Source organism: Bacillus sp. MAG717A (assembly GCF_036884855.1).
In the GTDB taxonomy this organism is placed as follows: Bacteria; Bacillota; Bacilli; order Bacillales; family Bacillaceae; genus Bacillus; species Bacillus safensis.
In genome coordinates this window covers 3,274,314-3,296,363 of sequence record NZ_CP145733.1, presented here as the reverse complement: position 1 = coordinate 3,296,363, position 22,050 = coordinate 3,274,314, and the positions used below count along the sequence as shown (strand labels likewise).

The 22,050-nt window shown below is 43.5% G+C and carries 19 protein-coding genes; 5 read left to right on the top strand and 14 right to left on the bottom strand.

The annotated features are described in order from the left end of the window. Window positions 1-17 precede the first annotated feature (17 nt). Together V6Z54_RS17060 and V6Z54_RS17055 are read right to left on the bottom strand one after the other, a co-directional pair. On the bottom strand, window positions 18-698 hold the full coding sequence (locus tag V6Z54_RS17060) for a cyclic nucleotide-binding domain-containing protein (RefSeq protein WP_073979966.1): 681 nt from the start codon (window positions 696-698) through the stop codon (window positions 18-20). A 13-nt stretch (window positions 699-711) separates the two neighbouring features. After that, the gene (locus V6Z54_RS17055; RefSeq protein ID WP_073979965.1) at window positions 712-1,137 is read right to left on the bottom strand and encodes a DMT family transporter; all 426 of its coding nucleotides are present in this window, start codon (window positions 1,135-1,137) and stop codon (window positions 712-714) included. Between the two features lie 211 nt (window positions 1,138-1,348). On the opposite strand from V6Z54_RS17055, the gene V6Z54_RS17050 reads away from it, so the two are divergent. After that, on the top strand, window positions 1,349-2,776 hold the full coding sequence (locus V6Z54_RS17050; RefSeq protein ID WP_338527524.1) for an aldehyde dehydrogenase family protein: 1,428 nt from the start codon (window positions 1,349-1,351) through the stop codon (window positions 2,774-2,776). A 69-nt stretch (window positions 2,777-2,845) separates the two neighbouring features. Here the strand turns inward: V6Z54_RS17050 and V6Z54_RS17045 are convergent, their stop codons facing one another. Beyond that, on the bottom strand, window positions 2,846-3,244 hold the full coding sequence (locus V6Z54_RS17045) for a DUF3221 domain-containing protein (RefSeq protein WP_241768893.1): 399 nt from the start codon (window positions 3,242-3,244) through the stop codon (window positions 2,846-2,848). Between the two features lie 260 nt (window positions 3,245-3,504). On the opposite strand from V6Z54_RS17045, the gene V6Z54_RS17040 reads away from it, so the two are divergent. Further along, window positions 3,505-5,325: an assimilatory sulfite reductase (NADPH) flavoprotein subunit gene (locus V6Z54_RS17040; RefSeq protein WP_041085397.1), complete on the top strand. Its 1,821-nt coding sequence runs from the start codon at window positions 3,505-3,507 to the stop codon at window positions 5,323-5,325. A gap of 33 nt (window positions 5,326-5,358) precedes the next feature. After that, window positions 5,359-7,077, top strand: coding sequence for an assimilatory sulfite reductase (NADPH) hemoprotein subunit (gene cysI, locus V6Z54_RS17035; protein WP_041085396.1), 1,719 nt, complete (start codon window positions 5,359-5,361; stop codon window positions 7,075-7,077). A 28-nt stretch (window positions 7,078-7,105) separates the two neighbouring features. On the opposite strand, the gene V6Z54_RS17030 is transcribed toward cysI, so the two are convergent. From V6Z54_RS17030 to V6Z54_RS16985, 10 genes are all read right to left on the bottom strand, one after another. After that, the gene (locus V6Z54_RS17030) at window positions 7,106-9,040 is read right to left on the bottom strand and encodes an AMP-binding protein (RefSeq protein ID WP_338527523.1); all 1,935 of its coding nucleotides are present in this window, start codon (window positions 9,038-9,040) and stop codon (window positions 7,106-7,108) included. A gap of 13 nt (window positions 9,041-9,053) precedes the next feature. Continuing rightward, window positions 9,054-10,577 (bottom strand): acyl-CoA carboxylase subunit beta, encoded by a 1,524-nt coding sequence (locus tag V6Z54_RS17025; protein ID WP_269104280.1) that lies wholly within the window; start codon window positions 10,575-10,577, stop codon window positions 9,054-9,056. Between the two features lie 18 nt (window positions 10,578-10,595). After that, window positions 10,596-11,378 carry an enoyl-CoA hydratase gene (locus V6Z54_RS17020; protein WP_073979962.1) on the bottom strand — a complete coding sequence of 261 codons (783 nt, stop codon included), beginning with the start codon at window positions 11,376-11,378 and terminating at the stop codon, window positions 10,596-10,598. 12 nt (window positions 11,379-11,390) lie between these two features. Then, a complete protein-coding gene (locus V6Z54_RS17015) occupies window positions 11,391-12,299 on the bottom strand; it encodes a hydroxymethylglutaryl-CoA lyase (protein ID WP_073979961.1) in 909 nt (302 codons plus the stop codon). A gap of 11 nt (window positions 12,300-12,310) precedes the next feature. Further along, window positions 12,311-12,526 carry an acetyl-CoA carboxylase biotin carboxyl carrier protein subunit gene (locus V6Z54_RS17010; RefSeq protein ID WP_039179120.1) on the bottom strand — a complete coding sequence of 72 codons (216 nt, stop codon included), beginning with the start codon at window positions 12,524-12,526 and terminating at the stop codon, window positions 12,311-12,313. Continuing rightward, window positions 12,523-13,872, bottom strand: a complete 1,350-nt coding sequence (locus V6Z54_RS17005; protein WP_338527522.1) for an acetyl-CoA carboxylase biotin carboxylase subunit — start codon at window positions 13,870-13,872, stop codon at window positions 12,523-12,525. Before V6Z54_RS17005 ends, V6Z54_RS17010 begins: the two co-directional genes overlap by 4 nt. Window positions 13,873-13,880: 8 nt before the next feature. Beyond that, the gene (locus V6Z54_RS17000) at window positions 13,881-15,515 is read right to left on the bottom strand and encodes an AMP-binding protein (RefSeq protein WP_073979959.1); all 1,635 of its coding nucleotides are present in this window, start codon (window positions 15,513-15,515) and stop codon (window positions 13,881-13,883) included. Between the two features lie 45 nt (window positions 15,516-15,560). Further along, window positions 15,561-16,703 (bottom strand): acyl-CoA dehydrogenase family protein, encoded by a 1,143-nt coding sequence (locus V6Z54_RS16995; protein ID WP_041085379.1) that lies wholly within the window; start codon window positions 16,701-16,703, stop codon window positions 15,561-15,563. A 144-nt stretch (window positions 16,704-16,847) separates the two neighbouring features. Further along, a complete protein-coding gene (locus tag V6Z54_RS16990) occupies window positions 16,848-18,389 on the bottom strand; it encodes a family 10 glycosylhydrolase (protein WP_338527521.1) in 1,542 nt (513 codons plus the stop codon). Window positions 18,390-18,413: 24 nt separating this feature from the next. Beyond that, entirely contained in the window at window positions 18,414-19,220 is an 807-nt protein-coding gene (locus V6Z54_RS16985) for a tyrosine-protein phosphatase (protein ID WP_073979957.1), read from the bottom strand. Window positions 19,221-19,369: 149 nt separating this feature from the next. Between V6Z54_RS16985 and V6Z54_RS16980 the strand changes: the two genes are divergently transcribed. Beyond that, window positions 19,370-20,134 (top strand): DeoR/GlpR family DNA-binding transcription regulator, encoded by a 765-nt coding sequence (locus tag V6Z54_RS16980; RefSeq protein WP_041085376.1) that lies wholly within the window; start codon window positions 19,370-19,372, stop codon window positions 20,132-20,134. A 16-nt stretch (window positions 20,135-20,150) separates the two neighbouring features. Here the strand turns inward: V6Z54_RS16980 and V6Z54_RS16975 are convergent, their stop codons facing one another. Then, window positions 20,151-20,729, bottom strand: a complete 579-nt coding sequence (locus V6Z54_RS16975) for a hypothetical protein (protein WP_041085375.1) — start codon at window positions 20,727-20,729, stop codon at window positions 20,151-20,153. Window positions 20,730-20,854: 125 nt separating this feature from the next. Between V6Z54_RS16975 and V6Z54_RS16970 the strand changes: the two genes are divergently transcribed. Continuing rightward, window positions 20,855-21,988 carry a sugar diacid recognition domain-containing protein gene (locus V6Z54_RS16970; RefSeq protein ID WP_338527520.1) on the top strand — a complete coding sequence of 378 codons (1,134 nt, stop codon included), beginning with the start codon at window positions 20,855-20,857 and terminating at the stop codon, window positions 21,986-21,988. Window positions 21,989-22,050 lie beyond the last annotated feature (62 nt).

Here is a 22,050-nt window from a genome sequence, read left to right as displayed (position 1 = left end):
GAATCCCTTCATTTCTTCTATTCATAAATGTTGTGTTCTGCTATTTCTAAGAGCCCTTTCCGGTCAAGAATCGTAATCTCGCCTCTTTGCCTCTCTATCAGCCCTTTTTCACAGAATTGCTGAATCACCCGGTTAATATGACGGTAGCTTGTACCAATTAAGCTCGCCGCATCAGTAAGACGAAGTGCGTTCACGTTATTATCGCCTGTTAATACGGACAATAAGTAGCTCGCAAGCCTGACCTCTACAGGATATAAAAGGTGGAAGCTCAAATCGTTTGATTTCGTATAAAATTTGTTTGTGATGCCCTTTAGTAAAAAGGTTAAAACGCGGGGGTCATCCTTCGCATGGCGCATGAGCGCTTGATGAGAAATCCTTAGCATATGTACTTCTGTGACAGCCTCCACTGTATTGACCATATCTGTCTGCTGAACGTATTCAATATCTCCAATGGCTTCAAGAGGATGTTTAAAACAAAGAATAAAGGTCTTTCCTTCCTTTGTGGTGGTGAAAATCTTTAATTTTCCTTTTACTAACAAGTACAAGTGCTCCCTCTGATCTCCCTTTGAACAAATCAGCTCACCTTGCTCATAGCGCCATAAGCTGACATGTGATATGAGTTTCTGATGAAAGACGTTTTCTAATTGATGTGCCTTGAGATAAGAGGAAAATAGACATTCATCATGAAGATATTCCATCTGACACCCTCCTTTATAGCTTTAAAATGATTACACCCGAGATCATCAATAGAATTCCTGCATAATGCGGCCATTTCATTTTCTTCTTCTGTACACCAAACCATCCTTTTGCATCGATTGCAAAGGTGAATGCAAGCTGAGCAATGAGTAAAGCAGCGATGGTCAGTGTGACACCAATCATTTGAATTGCAGTGACTTCATTAAAAATAATAATGGCTGCAAATGCGCCGCCTACTATATAAAGCGGCTGCACCTTTCGATATTCTCGAACGTGTCCGTCACGTACGATCAGTAAAATGATAAGTGCGATCATAAAGCCGGTCAGCTGCGTGATAGTTGCCGCCTGCCATGTCCCGATATCCTGGCTGATTCTTGCGTTTGCTACGCCTTGCAGTGTAATACAAGCGCCTCCTAATAAAGCGAAAATAACACCTTTCATTCGTTCAAATGCTCCTTCTTTTTCAGTCTAGTTCCATTAAAAGATAGATGCCCTAATGTTGAAAAGGACATATGTCCCACTTTGCGTATTATATCAGAAACTTTTTCTTTTACAGTTGCATCGTTTTAGATTTTTCACAGTGGGTACAGTTTTATATCACCTGAAAACAGAATATTGAATGGAATCACATATAAAAAGGAGACATGTCAGAATGAGAAATCAAGAGAAACATTTTATTAACGGAGAATGGATCGCATCAACAGGAAACGAAACGACAGAGGTTATCAATCCTGCTACAGAGGAAGTCATTGGCACCATTAGTTTAGGTACAAAAGAAGATTTAGATAAGGCAGTCAAAGCTGCTCGTGCTGCCTTCCCTTCTTTCTCAAAAACATCTCGAAATGAACGCGTAAAGATGCTGGAAAACATTGTGCGCGGCTACGAAAAGCGTAAGGATGAACTAATAGAAGTCATGACACAAGAGCTTGGTGCACCGCTTAAAGTATCAGAAGAGGTTCATTACAAAATGGGACATGAACATTTTTCTAAAGCAGCGGAAGCACTTAAATCTTATACATTTACTGAGGACCGCGGCGGGCATACCATTATAAAAGAAGCGATTGGTGTCAGCGGATTGATTACACCTTGGAATTTCCCAACGAATCAAACATCACTTAAAATCGCAGGTGCCATTGCAGCAGGTTCACCAGTCGTCTTAAAGCCTGCGGAAATTACACCTTTTGCCGCAATGATTCTTGCAGACATCATTGATGAAGCAGGCGTACCAAAAGGAGTCTTCAACCTAGTAAACGGAACTGGTGACGTCATTGGTGATGGCATTAGCTCACATCCTGATATTGACTTTGTTTCATTTACTGGATCAGGTGCTGTCGGCTCTAAAATAATGGAAAATGCTGCAGACAATATTAAGAAAGTAGCTCTTGAGCTTGGCGGGAAATCCCCTCTTATCGTCTTAGATGATGCAGATGTGGATGAGGCAGCCGAAACAGCCGTTCATCATATTGCGATGAATACAGGCCAAGTGTGTTCCGCAGCCACACGTGTGCTGATTCCAGAATCAATGAAAGACGCATTTGAAAAAGCGCTGCTGAATGCCCTGCCGAAGTTTACAGTTGGTGATCCGCGAGAAGATCACTCCACTGGCCCGCTTGTCTCCAAAAAGCAATGGGATACCGTGCAGTCTTATATTGAAAAAGGAATTGAAGAAGGTGCTAACCTGCTTGCTGGGGGAACTGGGAAGCCGGACGGACTAGACAAAGGATATTTTGCCAAGCATACTATTTTCACAAATGTGAAAAATGATATGACCATTGCGCAAGAGGAAATATTCGGACCCGTCATGAGTGTGATCACATATCAAGACCTTGATCATGCCCTTGAGATTGCCAATGATACAGTGTACGGTCTTGCTGGCTATGTGGTTGGAAAAGATGAAAAAACATTAAAATATGTAGCTGAACATATTCGTGCCGGTCAAATTACCATTAACAATGCCGAAACAGATTACTTTGCCCCGTTTGGCGGCTTTAAGCAATCTGGTATCGGAAGAGAATGGGGAGACTTCGGAATCGAGGAATATTTAGAAGTGAAAGCTGTGATGGGACTTCCAACAGCATAATTTGAGAAAGGAGAAAAGCCTTAGGGTTTTTCTCCTTTTTCATGATAGAAAGAATCTGCCCCTGCTCCCCTACTTATCCATCATGATGTGATATTTTTTGACCGTTGCTTTAGGAGGAGCCGATTCTTGTAACTCATCAAACCAAACCTCAATCGTTTGACCCTGTGACAGCTTTTTAGAATCTACTTTCGTTAAGTCGATTATGATGAGATCGTCTTTATACTTATCAATAAGAAGTTGTGTATTCAATGAATCATCGCTTTTTAGAGGCGTTCTATTATTTATAAGAAGTAAATTTGTTTCCCCTTTACTTAGCAGTACGCCTTTTTTTGAAAAAGATGCTGTTGTTTTACTCTTATTGTATGAATCCTTTATATTGTCCTTTGGAGAATTGCACGCTGCTAATAAAATGAGAACAATCAAGAAGACAAGCCGAAAACATTTTCTGTTTTTAAATTTTAGCTGCATCAACTTTCATACACCCCTTTTCAATTGCTTACGATCGCTTCTTCATTCTAAACGGCCCCTTTTTCTTAAGGTGCTTTATACAGTTAAGCGATTCACCTTCAAGTTCCTTCACCTTGCAAAGGTATTAGAAATCTTAATCATGACAATCAATATTATATATTTTACTTAATGGCAAACTTTCGGTAAAGTTCAAATTGAACCTATATATATAATTCCTATCGAATTAATCTATGTTTATATTCCTTGTGAGGTGGATATCGTTGCAACTTCATGTATTGAACAGTCCGTTTAGTCAGCAGCAGGCAGAACTGCTTAATCAGCTGCTTCCGACTTTAACAGATCAGCAAAAAATTTGGCTTACCGGTTATTTATCAGCACAGGCAGCTTTAACCGGATTAGAAAATACTGCCCAAACCCCTTCTCCTTCTGCTGCAGCACCAGCGCAGCCTGTCAGCAAAGATGTGACCGTGCTTTATGGCTCGCAAACAGGCAATTCTGAAGGGTTAGCAAAAAAGACAGCGCAGCATCTAGAAGAGAAAGGTTTTCAAGTGACGCTCTCTTCTATGTCAGATTTTAAACCAAATAGTCTGAAAAAAATAAACAATTTACTGATCATCGTCAGCACACATGGTGAGGGAGATCCGCCTGATAATGCCCTTTCTTTCCATGAATATGTTCACGGCAGACGTGCACCAAAGCTTGATCATTTAAGCTTTTCTGTCCTTTCACTTGGCGACAGCTCCTACGAATTCTTCTGTCAAACAGGTAAAGAATTTGATGAGCGTTTAAAAGAGCTTGGCGGAACGCGTCTTTTTGATCGAGTGGACTGTGACCTTGATTATGATGAGCCGTTTTCTGAATGGCTTCAAGGGGTGGCATCTTCACTTAGTGAAGGCGAAGCCGCAGCAAACCCGCAGGAATCAGCGGAAGCAAACACTCAAACAGCTGCATCTGAATACTCAAGAACAAATCCTTTTTATGCTGAAGTGCTTGAAAATATCAACCTAAATGGCCGCGGCTCTAACAAAGAAACCCGTCATTTGGAGCTTTCTCTTGAAGGATCAGGACTTGTTTATGAGCCAGGTGACAGCCTTGGTATTTATCCAACAAATGATCCTGCGCTTGTTGATGAACTGATCACAACATGCGGATGGAATGCAGAGGAAACCGTCACCGTTCATAAAAACGGCGGCACGCTTCCTTTAAAAGAAGCACTCACCTCTCATTTTGAGATTACCGTATTAACAAAACCTCTTCTTCAAAAGATGGCGTCCTTCACAAAAAGCGAAGCCTTGCAGGCCCTTTTAGAAGAAGGAAGCGAAGAAAAGCTGAAAGCGTATATAGCAGGAAGAGATTTAGTAGATGCTGCTCGTGATTTCGGTCCTTTTGAAGGAACAGCGGCAGACTTCACTGCGATTTTAAGAAAGATTCCTGCACGCCTTTATTCCATTGCAAGCAGCCTTAAAGCAAATGAAGAAGAAGTTCATTTGACGATCGGTGCTGTGAGATATGATGCTCACGGACGAGAACGTCAAGGTGTCTGCTCAATCTTATGTGCGGAGCGCTTAGAGCCAGGTGATAAACTGCCTGTTTATATCCAGCACAATCAAAACTTTAAGCTTCCCGAAAACCATGATGCACCGATCATTATGGTGGGACCAGGCACAGGTATCGCCCCTTTCCGTTCATTTATGCAGGAGCGTGAGGAAGTCGGTGCAGATGGAAAGTCATGGTTGTTCTTCGGTGATCAGCACTTTGTGACGGATTTCTTATATCAAACCGAATGGCAAAAGTGGTTAAAAGATGGTGTGTTAACGAAAATGGATGTGGCTTTTTCAAGAGATTCAGAGGAAAAAGTATATGTCCAGCACCAAATGAAGAAACAAAGTAAAGAATTATTCGAATGGCTGGAGCAAGGTGCCTATGTATATGTCTGCGGAGATGAAAAACATATGGCGCATGATGTTCATGATACCCTTCTATCAATCATCCAAGAAGAAGGTGCGATGAGCAAAGAGAAAGCAGAAAGCTATCTAGCCAACTTGCAGCAGCAAAAACGCTATCAGCGTGACGTATATTGATTGAATGCTTGAGAGAAAGGAGCTTTTACTTACATGGTGAAGACAGCATTAACAGCGCCGGATGGACCTCCGAGCGACGTAGAAGAAATCAAAGAAAAAAGTGATTATTTACGGGGTACATTAAAAGAAGTGATGCTTGATCCGATTTCAGCGGGTATTCCTGATGATGACAACCGCCTGATGAAGCATCACGGCAGTTATTTACAGGATGATCGTGACCTGAGAAATGAACGGCAAAAACAAAAGCTTGAGCCTGCCTATCAATTTATGCTGCGCGTCCGCCTGCCTGGCGGAATTGCTACATCCAAGCAGTGGCTTGTGATGGATGAGCTTGCTCATAAATATGGAAACGGTACGTTAAAGCTGACAACTCGTGAAACCTTTCAGCTTCACGGTATTTTAAAATGGAACATGAAAAAGACCATTCAAGACATCCATTCCACTATGCTCGATACAATCGCTGCTTGCGGCGATGTGAACCGTAATGTCATGTGTACGTCAAATCCCTATCAATCAGAAGTACACCATGATGTATACGAGCTCGCCAAAAAATTAAGTGATGACCTGCTTCCGCAAACAAGAGCGTATCATGAAATTTGGCTTGATGAGGAAAAAGTAGCGGCAACGCCTGATACAGAGGTTGAGCCGATGTATGGTCCACTTTATTTGCCAAGAAAATTCAAGATTGGTGTGGCGGTCCCTCCTGCTAACGATATTGATGTTTTTTCGCAGGATTTAGGCTTCATTGCGATTATTGAAAATGATCAATTAGTTGGCTTTAATGTTGCGATTGGCGGCGGAATGGGCATGACGCATGGTGATACAGCGACCTATCCTCAGCTTGCAAAAGTGATTGGCTTTTGTACACCGGAACAAGTTGTAGAGATTGCCAAACAAGTGATCACCATTCAACGTGACTACGGAAACCGTTCGGTGAGAAAAAATGCCCGCTTTAAATATACAGTGGACCGTCTCGGTCTTGAGAATGTAAAGGAAGAGCTTGAACGCCGCCTAGGGTTTACCCTTTTAGACGCAAGAGATTACCACTTTGATCATAACGGTGACCGCTATGGCTGGGTAAAAGGCATCAATGGCAGATGGCATTATACGATGTTTGTAGAAGGCGGACGCATCACGGATTACGATGATTATCCGCTGATGACAGGCATTCGTGAAATCGCAAAGATTCATACAGGTGACTTCCGCTTAACAGCGAATCAAAATTTAATGATTGGAAATGTCACAACGCATAAAAAGAAACAAATCGAGCAGCTCATTCAGGAGTTCGGTTTATCAGCTGGCCAGCAGCACTCGGCACTGCGCCGCAGTTCAATGGCCTGTGTTTCTCTTCCAACATGCGGCTTAGCGATGGCAGAAGCAGAACGCTACCTCCCTCGCTTAATTGACAAAATTGAAGAGATTGTCGAAGAAAATGGCTTAAGTGATAAAGAAATCACGATTCGTATGACTGGATGTCCAAATGGATGCGCCCGTCATGCACTTGGTGAAATTGGCTTTATCGGGAAATCACCTGGCAAATACAATATGTATCTTGGCGCTGCTTTCGATGGCAGCAGATTAAGTAAACTGTACCGAGAAAATGTTGGAGAAGAAGACATTTTAAACGAGCTTGGCTCTCTTCTCCCCCGCTATGCAAAAGAACGCGAGGAGCATGAACATTTCGGTGATTTTGTAATTCGGGCAGGAATTGTAAAAGCAACAACAGATGGCACGAATTTTCATGTGCAATAAAAAAGACAGGGATCTCTCCTGTCTTTTTTTATATACTTTGTTTCCTTTTCAAGTATTCGCAAATGCTTTTGTACACCTTCGGATTGTCTAAAGAAGATAGATCGGGTGAAGGCAGCTGCTCATACGCGCCTTTTAATAAACGCCGGACGATTTTTCCGTTTCTTGTTTTCGGTAAAGCTGAAATGAGATGAATTTCCTTTGGAGTGAGCGCTTTCCCCGCATATGAACCAACATGAGTTTTAAGCTCTGGAATGAGTGCTGCTTCTTCGAAAGAATGTGAACTGGCCACTATGAAACAAACTAGTGCTTCTCCCTTCACCTCATCCTTTACTCCAATCACAGCAGCCTCATGTACGGCTGGATGCCCGACAAGAATGGATTCAATTTCAGCTGGACCGACACGTTTGCCTGCTGTATTAATGACATCATCCGATCTGCCTGTGATATGGAATGCGCCATCCTCTGATTGCATCACCCAATCACCGTGTGTCCACACCCCATCAAATCGTTTGAAATATGTGTCTTCATATCGCTCTGGATCTTTCCAAAATCCACATGTCATACCGACCCATGGCTTTTTCACAACAAGCTCCCCTACCTCATTCATAACGCTCTGTCCTGCGTCATTAAACACATCTGCCGCCATTCCTAAGATTGCCGCATTAAAAAGGATCGGTTTGATTGGACGAAGCAGCGTACTTCCTACAATACCGCCAGAAACCTCTGTTCCCCCTGAGTAATTTAAGATCGGAATGTACTTTTGACCAATTATGTCAAAAAGCCATTGCCATGGCGCTTCATTCCACGGTTCACCTGTAGAAATGATGGCTTTGACATGCGGCAGCCCAATGTCTGCAAGGTTTTGCTGCATCACAGATCGAACGAAAGTTGGTGAAAGTCCAAAATGGGTGACTTTTTGCTCGTGGATGAATGACCAAAGATGCTGTTCATTTGGATAATCGGGGGCGCCGTCATATAAAACAATTGCAGCTCCATTGATCAAGCCGCCAAAGACAAGAAATGGCCCCATCATCCATCCCATGTCTGTGAGCCAAAACAAGCGGTCTCCTTTTGCAACGTCCATACAAAGACCGGCATCAAAAGCCGCTTTTACAGGAAAGCCTGCGTGTGTATGGACAGCCCCCTTTGGTGTACCGGTTGTTCCAGACGTGTATAAGATCATAAGAGGAGCTTCATTTGAAAGATAAGTCGTTTTATTCATTGGTTCTTCTTTTAACAAATCGTTTAGCTGAATATCCTCTTTATATCCAGTAGGAGAGGAAGTGTGTACAATGACTGTTTTGACCGTTTTGGTTTTGGCGATCGCTTCTGCCGCACATTCACGCATGTTGATCGTCTTTCCCCGGCGCGTCACGCTAGAGCCTGTGACGACAATGGTTGCCCCCGATGCACGAATACGTACGGCAAGAGGCTCGCTTCCATAGCCAGAAAAAACTGGGCTAAAGATGACACCAACCTTTGCAAAGGCAAGCATGACGGCAGCTGTTTCCGGAAGCATCGGCATATAAATGACCGCCACATCTCCTTTTTGAATTCCCTTCTTCAAAAGACCAGCAGCGAGACGATTGACCTTTTCCTGAAGTTCGAGAAACGTCCATCTACTTTCTTCTCCCGCTTCATTTCTCCAAATCACGGCTGGTTGATGCTGGGTTTCTTCATTCTCTGCCCATTTGTCAACAGCCGTTTCGACCACGTTGAGCCGGCCGCCTTTATACCAATTGGGCCACATGAATGAATCTTGGCCTAAAACGGCTTCATACGGCTCCTTCCACACGATGCCGACCGCCTTTTCAGCTTCTCTCCAAAACCAATCGGTATGGTCGATACTAGCTTGATAGAACGCATCGTAAGTAGAAAAACCAAGTGAATGCATCCATTTGTAAAGACGTGTTTGTTTCATCATCTGCTCTTCGGGGATCCACGCTGGTTTTTGGTTCATCATGAGGCCGCCCCCTTTAGACCGGATAAACCGGGTGTTTTCGTCTTGTAAATGTCATTTCTTTAGCGGTATAGGCTTGTAATCTATGACAAAGCTCATCTCGCAAAAGGTCAAACGGGATGACACCATCGACAATCATTTCTGAGGCAAGCTCATATATATTCATATCTTCCTGGTATTCCTTGCGTTTTTCTTGTATAAATGCCGCTCTCTCTTCGGCAGGCAGTTCAGCAATTTTATTCGCATAGACAGCATTTACAGCGGCTTCTGGCCCCATGACAGCAATTTGTGCTGATGGAAGTGCGAGACAGCAGTCCGGTTCAAAGGCTGGTCCTGCCATTGCATATAAACCTGCACCATATGCTTTACGAACAATGACGGATATTTTCGGAACGGTTGCCTCTGACATGGCGGAGATCATTTTCGCCCCATGCCTAATAATCCCTGCTTGTTCCACTTTTGTTCCAATCATAAACCCCGGTATATCCGCAAGAAAAAGGAGTGGAATATGAAAGGCGTCACATAGCTGAATAAACTTGGCGGCTTTGTCAGCCGAGTCATGGAATAATACGCCGCCTTTTACCCTCGGCTGGTTGGCAATAAGACCGACAGGCTGACCATTCATGCGGCCAAAGCCTGTGATCAGCTCTGCGGCAAATAGCTGTTTGATTTCAAAAAATGATCCTTCATCAATGAGTAAATCAATAAGCTGATACATATCAAAAGGGGTATTCTGCCCTTTAGGGATGAGATCTTGAAGGGTAATCTCTGATGGTTTAGGTGCTTTTGCGGCTGCCAGTTTTGGTTTTTCTGTATAATTGGCAGGCATGTAAGTTAAATAGGTGCGAGCGATTTGAATGGCTTCCTCTTCTGTTTTTGCTAAAATATCGCCGCATCCAGAAATGCTGCAATGCATTTTTGCTCCGCCCATTTCTTCAAGTGATACTTTCTCTCCAATCACCATTTCAGCCATTCGCGGTGAGCCTAAATACATTGAGGCATTCCCTTCGACCATGACGACGATGTCACAAAAAGCAGGAATGTAAGCACCTCCGGCGGCAGAAGGACCAAATAGTAAACAAATTTGCGGAATACGTCCAGACAGCTTTACCTGGTTATAAAAAATGCGGCCTGCACCTCTTCTGCCTGGAAACATGGCGATTTGATCGGTGATTCTAGCACCCGCAGAGTCGACTAAATACAGCATCGGACAGTTGAGTTTTTCGGCTGTTTCTTGGATTCTAATGATTTTTTCTACCGTTTTGACGCCCCATGATCCTGCTTTGACGGTAGAATCATTTGCCATGACGCAAACCGTCTGCCCATTCATCCGCCCCGTCCCTGTGACAACACCATCTGCTGGTAAATGTTCATCTTGACACTCGGCAAACATGGCATCCTCAATGAAAGAATCCTCATCTAATAACAACTGAAGGCGGTCACGTACGAACAATTTTCCTTTTTCTTTGTTTTTTTGATGGTATCGCTCGGCCCCGCCTTTCAGAATCTGCTGTTTTTTCTGTTCATATTCTTCAATCATACCCATTCCCCTTTCTTACTACCTGCCTCTGTATTGAGGCGTGCGTTTTTCTTGGAAAGCTTGAAGACCTTCCGTTCGATCTTCTGTGTCAATGAGCCGTAAATAGGCTTCGTATTCCTTCGTTAGACCTGTATGCAAATCGTAATCAAGGCTTAATTGAATCGCTTGTTTCGCTTCTTTTAAGGCAAGCGGACCATTTTTGATGATTTGTTTTGCAAGAGAAATGGCTTCATTCATGAGGGAATCTCCTACAGAAATATGCTCAATCAGCCCGATTTGAATGGCTTCTTCTGCTTGTAATGATGCGCCTGTGAAAATAAGTTCTTTTGCTTTACCGAGTCCAATGAGGCGCGGAAGCCGCTGCGTCCCTCCGGCTCCTGGTATGATAGCTAGTCCTGTTTCTGGCAGGCCGAGTCTGGCTCCGGCTCGTGCGATGCGGAGATCACAAGCGAGCGCGAGCTCAAGTCCTCCGCCAAGTGCGTGTCCGTTCATTACTGCAATGACAGGTACAGGAATGGATTCAATCTCGATAAAGGTTTGCTGAATTGAAAGAACAGCGCCTTTTGCTTCTGCTTCTGTCATCAATCGTCGTTCTTTTAAATCTGCACCAGCGCAAAAGACTTTTGAACCGGCTCCTGTAATGAGCAGACAGCGGATGCTTTCATCGTGTTTGATTTCTTGAATGATTTGATTGATCTCCTCGAGCATTGTAGAGGATAGGGAATTCGCTTGTTCTGGCCTGTTTAAGGTCATGATGCCGATCTGTTCATCTTGTATTGAAAAATGGACCAATGATGTCATGTTATTCATCCTTTATGAAGTAGTCTGAGAGTGAAAAGCGCGTAAACAGTGACTAGGCAGGGTTCGATCTACTTTTGCTTCAATCCATTCTGCCGCTTGAATTAATGCAGGAAGGTGAATATTTGTCTCAATTCCTAGTTTTTGAAGCATATGCACCACATCTTCTGTCGCCACATTTCCGCTGGAGCCAGGTGCATAGGGACATCCGCCCAGTCCCCCGCTGGAGGAGTCAAATATCGTGATTCCGGCTTTTAATGCCGTATAAATATTGGCAAGAGCCATCCCCTTCGTATCATGAAAATGGAGAGCGATTTTATCAGCAGGAAAACGTTCAAGTAAAATGTCTAAGCGCCTTTCTACTTGTAGCGGATGGGCTTCACCGATGGTGTCACCGAGAGATATTTCATCAATGCCATAAGAAAGCAAAGTATCCGTTAACCGCAGGACTTGATCTATTGGCACTTGTTTTTCATACGGGCAGCCAAATACGGTGGAAATATACGCGCGTGTGTGTTTTCCTGCTGCTTTTAAATCAGCTGTCATTTGTTTGATGATAGGAAGTGTTTCGTGGATGGATTGATTCATATTTTTCTTGTTGTGTGTTTCACTCGAAGAGATAAACATAGCGCCTGTGTCAAGATTGGCTTCAAAAAAATGAGCTAAGCCTTTTTCATTGGGAATGAGTGCTGCATAGGTGATGTCGTCTTTTCTGTTTAAGGATTGGGTGAGTTCTTTGGCATCTTTTAAGGCTGGAACCCATTTTGGATGAACAAATGATGTGACTTCAATATAAGGGAGCTGGGCTGATGCGAGCAGATCTATCCACGTTCGCTTCTCGCTTGTGTCCAGCCAGACTGATTCATTTTGCAGTCCGTCCCGCGGGCCGACCTCCCTGATAAGCACACTCTTTGGTAATGCCATCTGGCTCCCTCCTATTCTGTCAGTTCTAAAAGAACCTCTCCTTCATCGACAAACTCCCCCTCTGCCTTATGCACTTTGCGGATGATCCCGGCCTCTTCAGCAACGATCGGAATTTCCATTTTCATTGATTCTAAGATGGCAACCTCCTGTCCTTTTTGCACTTCATCGCCTTGTTTCACAAGAAGCTTCCACAAGTTTCCGGCCATTTGAATCGTGACAGTTTTCATGAACGGTTTCCCTCCCTTTTTTTCATGAGAAAATCGGTTGTGATGCTGCCTTGTAAGAAGGCAGAAGATCCGGCCATTTCCCTTAAAAGCGGTAAGTTGGTTTTGATCCCTTCTATTTCATATGCTTGTAATGCCCCTTTTAATCGTTCTATTGCAAGTTTTCGTGTATCACCGTAAACGATCATTTTCGCAATCATTGGATCGTAAAAAGGGGTTATAATGCTTCCCTTTGTCACACTTGACTCATGACGTATATACGGAGCTTCAGGCGTAGAAAGCCGAGATATCGTTCCTGGTGAAGGATAAAAGGTGACGGGATCTTCTGCATAAATTCTAACCTCGATGGCATGCCCGATTTGATGAATATCCTTCTGATTAAAGGAAAGCGGCTCACATGCAGCGATTTTCAGCTGCTCCTCAACAAGGTCAATGCCTGTAATTTCTTCTGTGACAGGGTGCTCTACTTGTAATCTCGTGTTCATTTCTAGAAAATAAAATTGTTGATGCTGATCGACTAAGCATTCAATCGTTCCTGCATTTTCATACCCAATCGCTTTGGCTGCTTTGACGGCCATCTCCCCCATCTGACGTCTCACCGATTCATCGAGACAGGCGGCTGGTGCTTCTTCAATGATTTTTTGATGTCTTCTTTGGAGTGAACAGTCTCGCTCAAATAAGTGAACCCCATGACCGAAGGAATCAAAAAGGACCTGAATTTCAATGTGCCGCGCGTTTTCAATGACCTTTTCCATATACAGCGTCCCATCGTTGAAAAAGCTTTGTGCTCTTTTTTGATTCCCTTCAAAAGCCCTGTACAGCTCATCATCATTTTGCACGAGCTGCATGCCAATTCCTCCGCCCCCGCTTGATGCCTTCAGCATGATCGGATAACCGAGTGACTGCGCTTGACTCACTCCTTCTTCTGCATCATGCAGTGGAGCTGAAACGCCTGGTACAATGGGGATACCTGCTTGAGCCATTGTTTTTCTTGCTTCAATTTTATTCCCCATTCGCTGAATGACTTGTGCGGATGGTCCAACAAAGGCCATACCTTCGCTGCGGCAGCGTTCTGCAAAGGCCGCGTTTTCTGATAAGAGGCCATATCCTGGGTGGATGGCATCTGTATTTGTCTGCTTGGCTACACTAATGATTGCTTCCATGTTTAAATAGCTTTCAGATACTTTCGCGCCTCCAATCAGATAGGCGCTGTCTGCTTCTTGCACATGAAGTGCATGCTGATCTGCTTCTGAATAAACGGCAACGGTGTGGATCCCGAGCCTTTTACACGTTCGAATAATTCGCCTAGCAATTTCGCCTCGATTGGCAATCAGTACTTTTTGAAACATCGCTGCCTTCACTCCTTTATTAGATCAAGCGCCTGTTTTTTCAGACGAAATTTTTGAATCTTCCCTGATGCGGTCATCGGATATTCGTCAGTGATGAAAAAATATTTAGGAATTTTGTAGCGCGCCATTTGCGACTGACAATAGCTGGTGAGTGTCTCAATCGTTACCGCTCTACCTTGCTTGAGCCGAATGAATGCGGCGGCTTCCTCTCCATACGTCTCGTCAGGTATACCAACAACCTGTGCATCAAGAATGTCCGGATGAGTATAAAGAACGTCCTCAATCTCTTTTGGGTATACATTCTCCCCGCCTCTAATGATCATATCTTTCAGCCGTCCTGTGATTTTCACATAGCCGTCCTCATCCATCTCTGCTAAATCACCAGTATGAAGCCAGCCGTCCTGATCAATCACTTCATTTGTGGCTTCTTCATTTTTATAGTAGCCTTTCATCACATGATAACCTCTTGTACACAGCTCGCCTTGTTCTCCTCTTCCTACTTCCTCCGGCGTGCCCGGAACGGTGATTTTCACTTCGATGTGAGGAAGCGCCCGGCCGACCGTTTGAACCCGTCTTTCAAATGAATCATCCGTTCTTGTTTGGGTAATGACAGGAGAGCTTTCAGTCTGTCCGTAGGCAATCGTGAGCTCCTTCAGTCCCATTTGTTCAATGACGGCTTTCATCACATGGGATGGGCAAAGAGATCCTGCCATAATGCCCGTTCGTAATGTGGACAGATCGTATTGGTGAAAATTCGGATGGTCGAGCTCTGCAATGAACATTGTCGGGACGCCGTGAAGGACGGTGCACTTCTCTTTTTCCACGGTTTGAAGGACTCGCTCTGGGTGGAAGGATTCAACCGGAATGATCGTTCCTCCTTTTGTGAGGCAAGCAAGCACGCCAAGAACGGATCCAAAGCAATGAAAGAAAGGAACGGGGATACACATTCGATCCTTTTGGGTGAGCTTCATACAATCTGCGATTTGGCTGGCATTGCAGACGATGTTTGTATGGCTGAGCATGACTCCTTTTGGATAGCCGGTTGTGCCTGAAGTATATTGCATATTAATGACGTCATCTGGCGCAAGCTCATCCATTCGTTTCTCCCACTCATGATCCTCAGTTCTTTTAGCAGCAGCTTGAATACTGTTCCAGCTGTGCATGCCTTTTGGCGTGTGCTCGCCAATATAGACGACACTTTTTAAATAAGGAAAAGATGAGGAGGTGATCTCGCCTTGATGAGCGTTTTGAAGCTCTGGTATGAGTTCTTCCAGCATTTTGACATAGGATGTCTCTTTAAAGCCGTCCACGATAAACAGCATGCAGCTATCAGAATGCTTGAGTAAATAGGCGAGTTCCTGTGCTTGAAAATTCGTATTTACGGTGACAAGAACGGCTCCGATCGACGCGCAGGCAAATTGCAGCATGAGCCATTCAGGTACATTGGGCGCCATGATGGCGATATGATCCCCTTTTTGAACCCCTAATGCCATAAGACCTTTCCCTGTTTCCTTGACTTCTCGATAAAACGCTTCATATGAATAACGTAATGAACGTTCTGGATACACAATGGCTTCATGTGCTGGATGCTGCTCCCTTTTCTCTTTTAAAAGGGAGCCGATTGTCTGTGGATGAATCGACATGATGGCTTTCCTCCTCCATTGATAGTAAGCGTTTTCATTATCGGATTACGCTAACAGTTGTCTTGCGATGACTAGACGCTGAATTTCAGAGGTCCCTTCTCCAATTTCCATGAGCTTTGCATCTCTCACTAGCCGTTCTACACCACATTCTTTCATATAGCCTGTTCCTCCGTGAATTTGGACAGCATCAAGGCTTGCTTTTGTCGCCATTTCAGAAGCAAAAAGTTTGGCATAAGCAGCTTCTTTTGTAAACGGCTTGCCGTGATCTTTCAGCCAAGCGGCTTTCCAAACCATTTGTCTGGCGAGTTCTATTTGCATCGCCATATCTGCCAGCTTAAACTGAATGGCTTGGAAGGAAGAAAGGGTTTGCCCAAATTGCTTTCTTTCCTTTGCATGTGAGAGCGAAGCATCTAGTGCAGCTTGTGCGATGCCAACTGATAATGCAGCAATTGAAATACGTCCTCCGTCTAATGTATATAAAAATTGCTTAAAGCCTTTTGCTGGGTCTCCTAAAATATTCTGGGCTGGTACACGTACACCGTCTAAAATGATTTCTGCTGTATCTGAACCGCGCACGCCCATTTTGTCATATGGATTTGTAATGGACAGCCCTTTTTGCCCTTTCTCCACAATGAAGGCGGAGATGATCGGGCGGCCGTGTTCATCATGATCCGTGACAGCGGTGACAATAATGGTTCTGGCAAAATTGGCGTTTGTGATCCAGCACTTCTCCCCGCTGATGACATATTCTTGTCCGTCTTTGACTGCTTTTGTTTTCGTCCCTTTTGCATCTGATCCTGCGTTTGGTTCTGTTAAACCGAAGGAACCAAGTGCTGTCCCAGAAGCCAGCGGGACAAGGTGGTCCATCTTTTGGTTCTCTGTACCGAAGTAATAAAGCGGGCTTGCGCCTAAGGATACGGCTGCCGCATAGCTAAGACCTGTACTGGCACACTGTTTTCCTATTTCTTCTACAGCGAGTGCATACGATATCGTATCTCCTCCTGAGCCTCCGTATTTCTCTGGAAAGGGGATGCCCATAAAGCCGAGCTCCCCCATTTTTTGAAACGTTTTGGCTGGGAATACGGCCTGTTCATCAATCGTTTGAGCGTGTGGTGCAATTTCTGCTTTGGCAAAATCTTTGACCATCTGGCGGATCATTTGTTGTTCTTTCGTTAATTCAAAATCCATCTTGCTTCCCCCTTTGGCTCTTTTCTATCATATTTATTAATCAAGCAGCTGCTTCATGCCAAGCTTGATTGAATTCAGAAAATTAAAACAAGAATAATAGAAAAAAAGCATGAACGAAAAAAATCCTCATTCATGCTTTTTTCGTTATTTTACTATTTTTGTAGAAGGCTTGCTTTCGTGATGAAGACGATTAAGAGCCGTAATCTTATAAGTATCAATCGTCTTTTGATTGATTGGTAGGTCTTTAATCGTTGTGATGGCGCCTTTTTCTTTTCTAACTGTTTGCACCAATTCATATGTTCCTTTATTTGTCAATCGATAGACTGCATAATAGGATACGGTAGAATGTGGATCATTTTTGATTTGCAAAGCCGCACCATCCGCTGTCTTTTTCACAGATTGAATGATTGGTTTTTTAGGCGCTTTCTGATGAAGCCAAGGCATTTCTGGAATGAGAGCTGGTTTGCGGTATGACTCTTCTATCAATCGATCCTTTACATTCAAAGGGTTGCGATTGAGATCCTTTAAGCTGAAATGCATGCTTCCCTGCACGAGCTGTGACTGCCTGTTCAGCTCAATCTGCCTAAAATATTCTTCCGGGTCAGACCAAGCAGGATCACTGTTTTGATTAATTTTATATGCCGCCTGACCAATATACAGGTGAACCGGCTCCCCTTTCACCTCATTTGACCACCATTTCGTCAGCACGTCATAAGCGGCAGCTTGAAAACCGATGCTCCAGTAAATTTGCGGAGTGACATAATCAATATCGTGCTGCTGAATCCACTCTCTTGTATCAGCATACAAATCATCGTAGTTGGTCATTCCTGCAGTGGTGTTTGAACCAGTCGGGTCATCTTTTATGTTGCGCCAAACCCCGAATGGACTAATACCAAATTTCACATAAGGTTTTTCTTTCTTAATGGTGTCATTGATTTGCTTCACCAGCTGATTCACATTATCTCTTCGCCAATCTTCTATATGTGTAAAAGCTTTTTTCCCATATGTTTCATATGTTTCTTGATCTGGAAACGGCACACCGGCTATTTTATTCGGATAAAAATAATCATCCATATGCACTGCATCAATATCGTAGTTTTTCACAACTTCTTCTATGCCGAGGGCAATGAAGTCCTGAGCTTCAGGGATGCCAGGGTTGTAATATAGCTGATTACCGTAGGCAATGGTCCATTCAGGATGTTGTCTTGCAGGGTGATCAGCTGATAAACGGCTGAGATCAGTATGATTCATCGTGATTCGGTAAGGATTAAACCAAGCATGAAATTCAAGGCCGCGTTTATGAGCTTCTTCTATCATAAACTCAAGCGGATCATACCCAGGATCTTTCCCTTGCGTTCCAGTCAAATACTCTGACCACGGCCCGTATGCTGAAGGATAAAAAGCATCTGCTGTTGGTTTAATTTGCATAATGACGGCATTCATATTCATCGCTTTGATCTCGTCTAACAAACGAATGAACTCTTTTTTCTGCTCTGCTACGGGCATCCCCTTCTTTGAGGGCCAATCTAAGTTATAAACCGATGCAATCCATACCGCGCGCATTTCTCTTGTGCTCTCAAGCTTCCCTTTTGGCACTGGACGAGCTGCTAGACTGCTAGAAGGAATCAATAAGAATACAAACATTAACATCAGTGTTAGAACTGTCATACTGATCTTTTTCAGCATGTTTTGCATCACCTCATATTCAGTTTATTCCGCTTTTTGTGATGGAATGCCAGCAGATGGTGTAAGCAGAATGTTTTTCATTTGATTGAGCTGAGCTTCAGGGACTTTGCAGGCTTCAATTAAATACCTCTCTGCACTCCCGTATGTCTCCAGCATTTCGTGCAGCACATCTTCAAGATAATCTTGCTGCACACCGACAAGCGGCTGAATTTGTTCTTTTGATACCCGGTATAAACTCATCAATCGGACAAATCGTTCCTGTCTTCTGACAAGCATTTGCACGCCTTCATTAGAACGCATGTATTCACTTAAAACGACAGTCAGCGGTACACCTGCTGTTAACTGAATCAGGGCAGATAAAAAACCTGTACGGTCCTTGCCGCTCGTGCAGTGAAGCATCAGCGGATAATGGCTTTGATCTGAAAGCAGTGTGAACAGCTGCCGAATCTCTTCTTTACGCTCAGTGAGCATGCTTTGATATAAATCTTTCATGATCGGTGTAAATGAGAGAGACTTCCCTTCTGTTACCAGCATACGAAACATGGTCCATTTACTCGGCATCTTACTGTCAGGCTGCATCGGAATATGGACGATTTTGTCGTGTTCCTTGATCTTTGGTGGATGTGATTTACGTTCTGAGGTTGTACGGAGGTCGCAAACAGTTTGAATCCCGAGTGTTGAGAATATCTCGATGTCTTGTTTCGTCAATCGAGATAAGTCTGCGGATCGATAAATCATTTCCTCTTTGATCACCATCCCCTCTGCTGCTTGAAGTCCCCCTACTTCTCTAAAATTCGCAAGCTTTGAAAATGGGTTGTTTGATTGATTCATAGAAGTAAAAGTCCTTTCTGGTTTCGTTCTTTTTTCTATCATACGCTTTTATATCAAAGGAGAAAAGAGAATCAATTGACCTAATCCATGTAAGAGAATTTATTGGTATAATGGAAAAAGGACATTCGGATTGATTGGAGATATGAAGTATGATAAAAACAAAACGGATTCAGCAAATCAAAGAGTATGTGTTTGACCGGGAATCTGCCTCACTTGATGAGCTTGTGGCGCATTTTGGTGTCTCAAAAAACACGATACGCCGAGATGTACAGGCATTGGTCGAGTCTGGCGTGCTCAAAAAAGTGTATGGCGGAGTGGCTGTGAACCACTCAACGTTAGTGGTGTATCAGGAGCGAAAGATCCGTCAGCTCAGTAAAAAGCAATTGATCGGTCAGACGGCTGCCGCTTTTGTGGAAAACGGGGATATGATTTTTATTGATTCTGGTACGACAACGCTTGAGATGCTCCCCTATTTGACTGAGAAACAGGTGACCATTGTGACCAATAATGTGGATTTCATTACACAGGCGATGCCTTATGAAAATCTCACCATCTTTTCCACTGGCGGGATGCTTGAAAGAAAAACGAATTCTTTCGTTGGCTATCAAAGTGTAGAGCGCTTAAAAGCTTACAATGTCAATAAAGCCTTTATCGCGTCAACTGGTTTATCCATTGATCACGGCGTCACGAATTCGTCTCCGCTTGAAACCGATATTAAAAAGACGCTTGTTCAAAAAAGTGCCAAAACCTTTTTATTAGTGGATGATAGCAAATTCGATCATTACGCCTTGACCACGTTTTGTGATTTGCACGAGATTGATATCGTCGTGACCAATCAGGAGCCAAATGAAAATTATCTTCAATATGGAAAAGAGCATGATGTGCGGTTTGTCACGCCTTCATCAAATGAATAGATAGACAAAAAACGGCTCAGGAATTTGAGCCGTTTTTTGATTCATTGATTTCAAGCTGTATGATCATACGGAATAAAAATCGATACACGGCCGAGATGACGTCAATGAAAGCCGTATCTTCGTGGATATCCTCAAGCTCAAGAAGCTGCAAATTCACATCAAATAAGCCATCTTGTCCATTAAATTGAAGCTGAGCACCATTTAATGGCGATAGCAAGTCCTTTAGAATATTCGTGTCTTTCTTAGGACGTTTGAAACCGAATAACACGGTATACGTTTGAAACACTTCGTCCCATTCAATTGCCAAGCCATCTACTTTCACGACATCAAACCACTTTGATTCGATATAAATAAATTCTTTTTGATGTTTTTTCACATATGTAAGCGGTGTGTTTAAAAATGAGGCGTTTTCTGTTTGAATCATGTCCTCTGATTCCTTGTCTACACGCTCTATATATACATCGCCAAAGCGTGCTTCTTCTTTTATTCTCGCCCCTTCTAAAGACCAATTGCGGTGCGCCGCTTCATCATATTCGAAATCTGTCAGGGCTTGCCCTTCTTTCAGTAAGTCTTGTAAGCGATTTTGCAGTGACATGGCTATGTCTCCTTTCTTCTCCTTCATGTGCGTTTATTATTTTAGCATAACTCAGGAAAAGAAAGATATGTCCTAGCATATGATGGTATGATAGTGTCAAAAGAAACATCTCGGAGGGGTACATTTTGCTCACAATGACACTGGCAGAAAAAATCGTAGACGAGGTTAAAAAGGTGCTGACTGAGGAAATCATCATCGCACAAACGAACGGCACCATCATTGCAGCAACAGATCCAGCGCGCATTGGACAATTTCATGAAGGAGCGTATCTGACATCTTTTGAAGGCCAGAAACGAATTCTCACAAAGGATGACCAGCAGCACATGAAAGGCGTCAAAGCCGGTATTAATCTGCCTATTTATTTTAAGCAGGAGGTCATCGGAGTCATTGGGATGACAGGAGATCCTGTACATGTGTCTCCTTTTGGCGAAATATTAAGAAAAATGACCGAGCTGCTCATTCATGAACATGAATTTTTTCAAGAAACTGAAACGGATGAACGTCAGCTCGAAGCGTTTGTGTTCGACTGGCTCCATCTGCCAGAGACAGCGATTGATCTCACTGAAAAAGCGTCACGACATCAGCTTGATATCAACAAGGAGCGCGCAGTTGTTCTGATCGATTGTCAGGATGAATCGTTTATGAAGCAAAATCAATACAAAAAATTGAAGGAAACGCTGCATCTCAACAGCCAGGAGATCATCGTCCGCTGGGGGCATGGCCGCTTTTTACTCATGCTGCAAACAACAGCAGATGATCGTAAAGCCTTGCAACAGCGCCTTTTTCACATCCGTGCCTCCCTTGCGGCGCGGAGCACGCCAGGAGTTTTGATTGGGGCGGGAAAACCAGCAGCCGCTCATTTGATGAAGCAATCCTTTCAACAAGCCTTTCGAGCATTAAAAATGGCACATGCTGATACGCCGATTGTATTTGATGAAGATTTAACGCTCGAACTTTTTATGGAGGAAGTGAGTCAGGAAACAAAAGAAGTGTTTCTTGATCGAACGATCGCCCCTCTTCTCCCCTATCCTGAATTAGTGAAAACATTGCGGGTACTCATGACCTCAGATTGTTCACTGAAATATATCGCAGAAGCGATGCATGTCCATATCAATACACTGCATTACAGGCTAAAACGAATCCAAGATTTAACGACACTTGATCCAAAGCGCATGCAAGATGCCATGCTCTTTTATTTAGCCTTCATGCTATTAGATGATGATCCAAAAAAACGAAGCAAACAGCCCGATATTTTGTAGAATCGTCCATAGGCATGAGGCGATTCTTTTTTTATACTGAAAGAAACGATACGTCTCATCAA

What these genes read in the sequence shown, in the direction of transcription:
- V6Z54_RS16980 (WP_041085376.1), top strand. Translation starts at nt 19,370, where the DNA reads ATGATAAAAACAAAACGGATTCAGCAAATCAAAGAGTATGTGTTTGAC.
- V6Z54_RS17025 (WP_269104280.1), bottom strand. Translation starts at nt 10,577, where the DNA reads ATGATTGAAGAATATGAACAGAAAAAACAGCAGATTCTGAAAGGCGGG.
- V6Z54_RS16985 (WP_073979957.1), bottom strand. Translation starts at nt 19,220, where the DNA reads ATGAATCAATCAAACAACCCATTTTCAAAGCTTGCGAATTTTAGAGAA.
- V6Z54_RS17000 (WP_073979959.1), bottom strand. Translation starts at nt 15,515, where the DNA reads ATGTCGATTCATCCACAGACAATCGGCTCCCTTTTAAAAGAGAAAAGG.
- V6Z54_RS17045 (WP_241768893.1), bottom strand. Translation starts at nt 3,244, where the DNA reads ATGCAGCTAAAATTTAAAAACAGAAAATGTTTTCGGCTTGTCTTCTTG.
- V6Z54_RS17060 (WP_073979966.1), bottom strand. Translation starts at nt 698, where the DNA reads ATGGAATATCTTCATGATGAATGTCTATTTTCCTCTTATCTCAAGGCA.
- V6Z54_RS17010 (WP_039179120.1), bottom strand. Translation starts at nt 12,526, where the DNA reads ATGAAAACTGTCACGATTCAAATGGCCGGAAACTTGTGGAAGCTTCTT.
- V6Z54_RS17055 (WP_073979965.1), bottom strand. Translation starts at nt 1,137, where the DNA reads ATGAAAGGTGTTATTTTCGCTTTATTAGGAGGCGCTTGTATTACACTG.
- V6Z54_RS17020 (WP_073979962.1), bottom strand. Translation starts at nt 11,378, where the DNA reads ATGACATCATTGGTCCATTTTTCAATACAAGATGAACAGATCGGCATC.
- V6Z54_RS17015 (WP_073979961.1), bottom strand. Translation starts at nt 12,299, where the DNA reads ATGGCATTACCAAAGAGTGTGCTTATCAGGGAGGTCGGCCCGCGGGAC.
- V6Z54_RS17050 (WP_338527524.1), top strand. Translation starts at nt 1,349, where the DNA reads ATGAGAAATCAAGAGAAACATTTTATTAACGGAGAATGGATCGCATCA.
- V6Z54_RS16990 (WP_338527521.1), bottom strand. Translation starts at nt 18,389, where the DNA reads ATGCTGAAAAAGATCAGTATGACAGTTCTAACACTGATGTTAATGTTT.
- V6Z54_RS17030 (WP_338527523.1), bottom strand. Translation starts at nt 9,040, where the DNA reads ATGATGAACCAAAAACCAGCGTGGATCCCCGAAGAGCAGATGATGAAA.
- cysI (WP_041085396.1), top strand. Translation starts at nt 5,359, where the DNA reads ATGGTGAAGACAGCATTAACAGCGCCGGATGGACCTCCGAGCGACGTA.
- V6Z54_RS17005 (WP_338527522.1), bottom strand. Translation starts at nt 13,872, where the DNA reads ATGTTTCAAAAAGTACTGATTGCCAATCGAGGCGAAATTGCTAGGCGA.
- V6Z54_RS16975 (WP_041085375.1), bottom strand. Translation starts at nt 20,729, where the DNA reads ATGTCACTGCAAAATCGCTTACAAGACTTACTGAAAGAAGGGCAAGCC.
- V6Z54_RS16995 (WP_041085379.1), bottom strand. Translation starts at nt 16,703, where the DNA reads ATGGATTTTGAATTAACGAAAGAACAACAAATGATCCGCCAGATGGTC.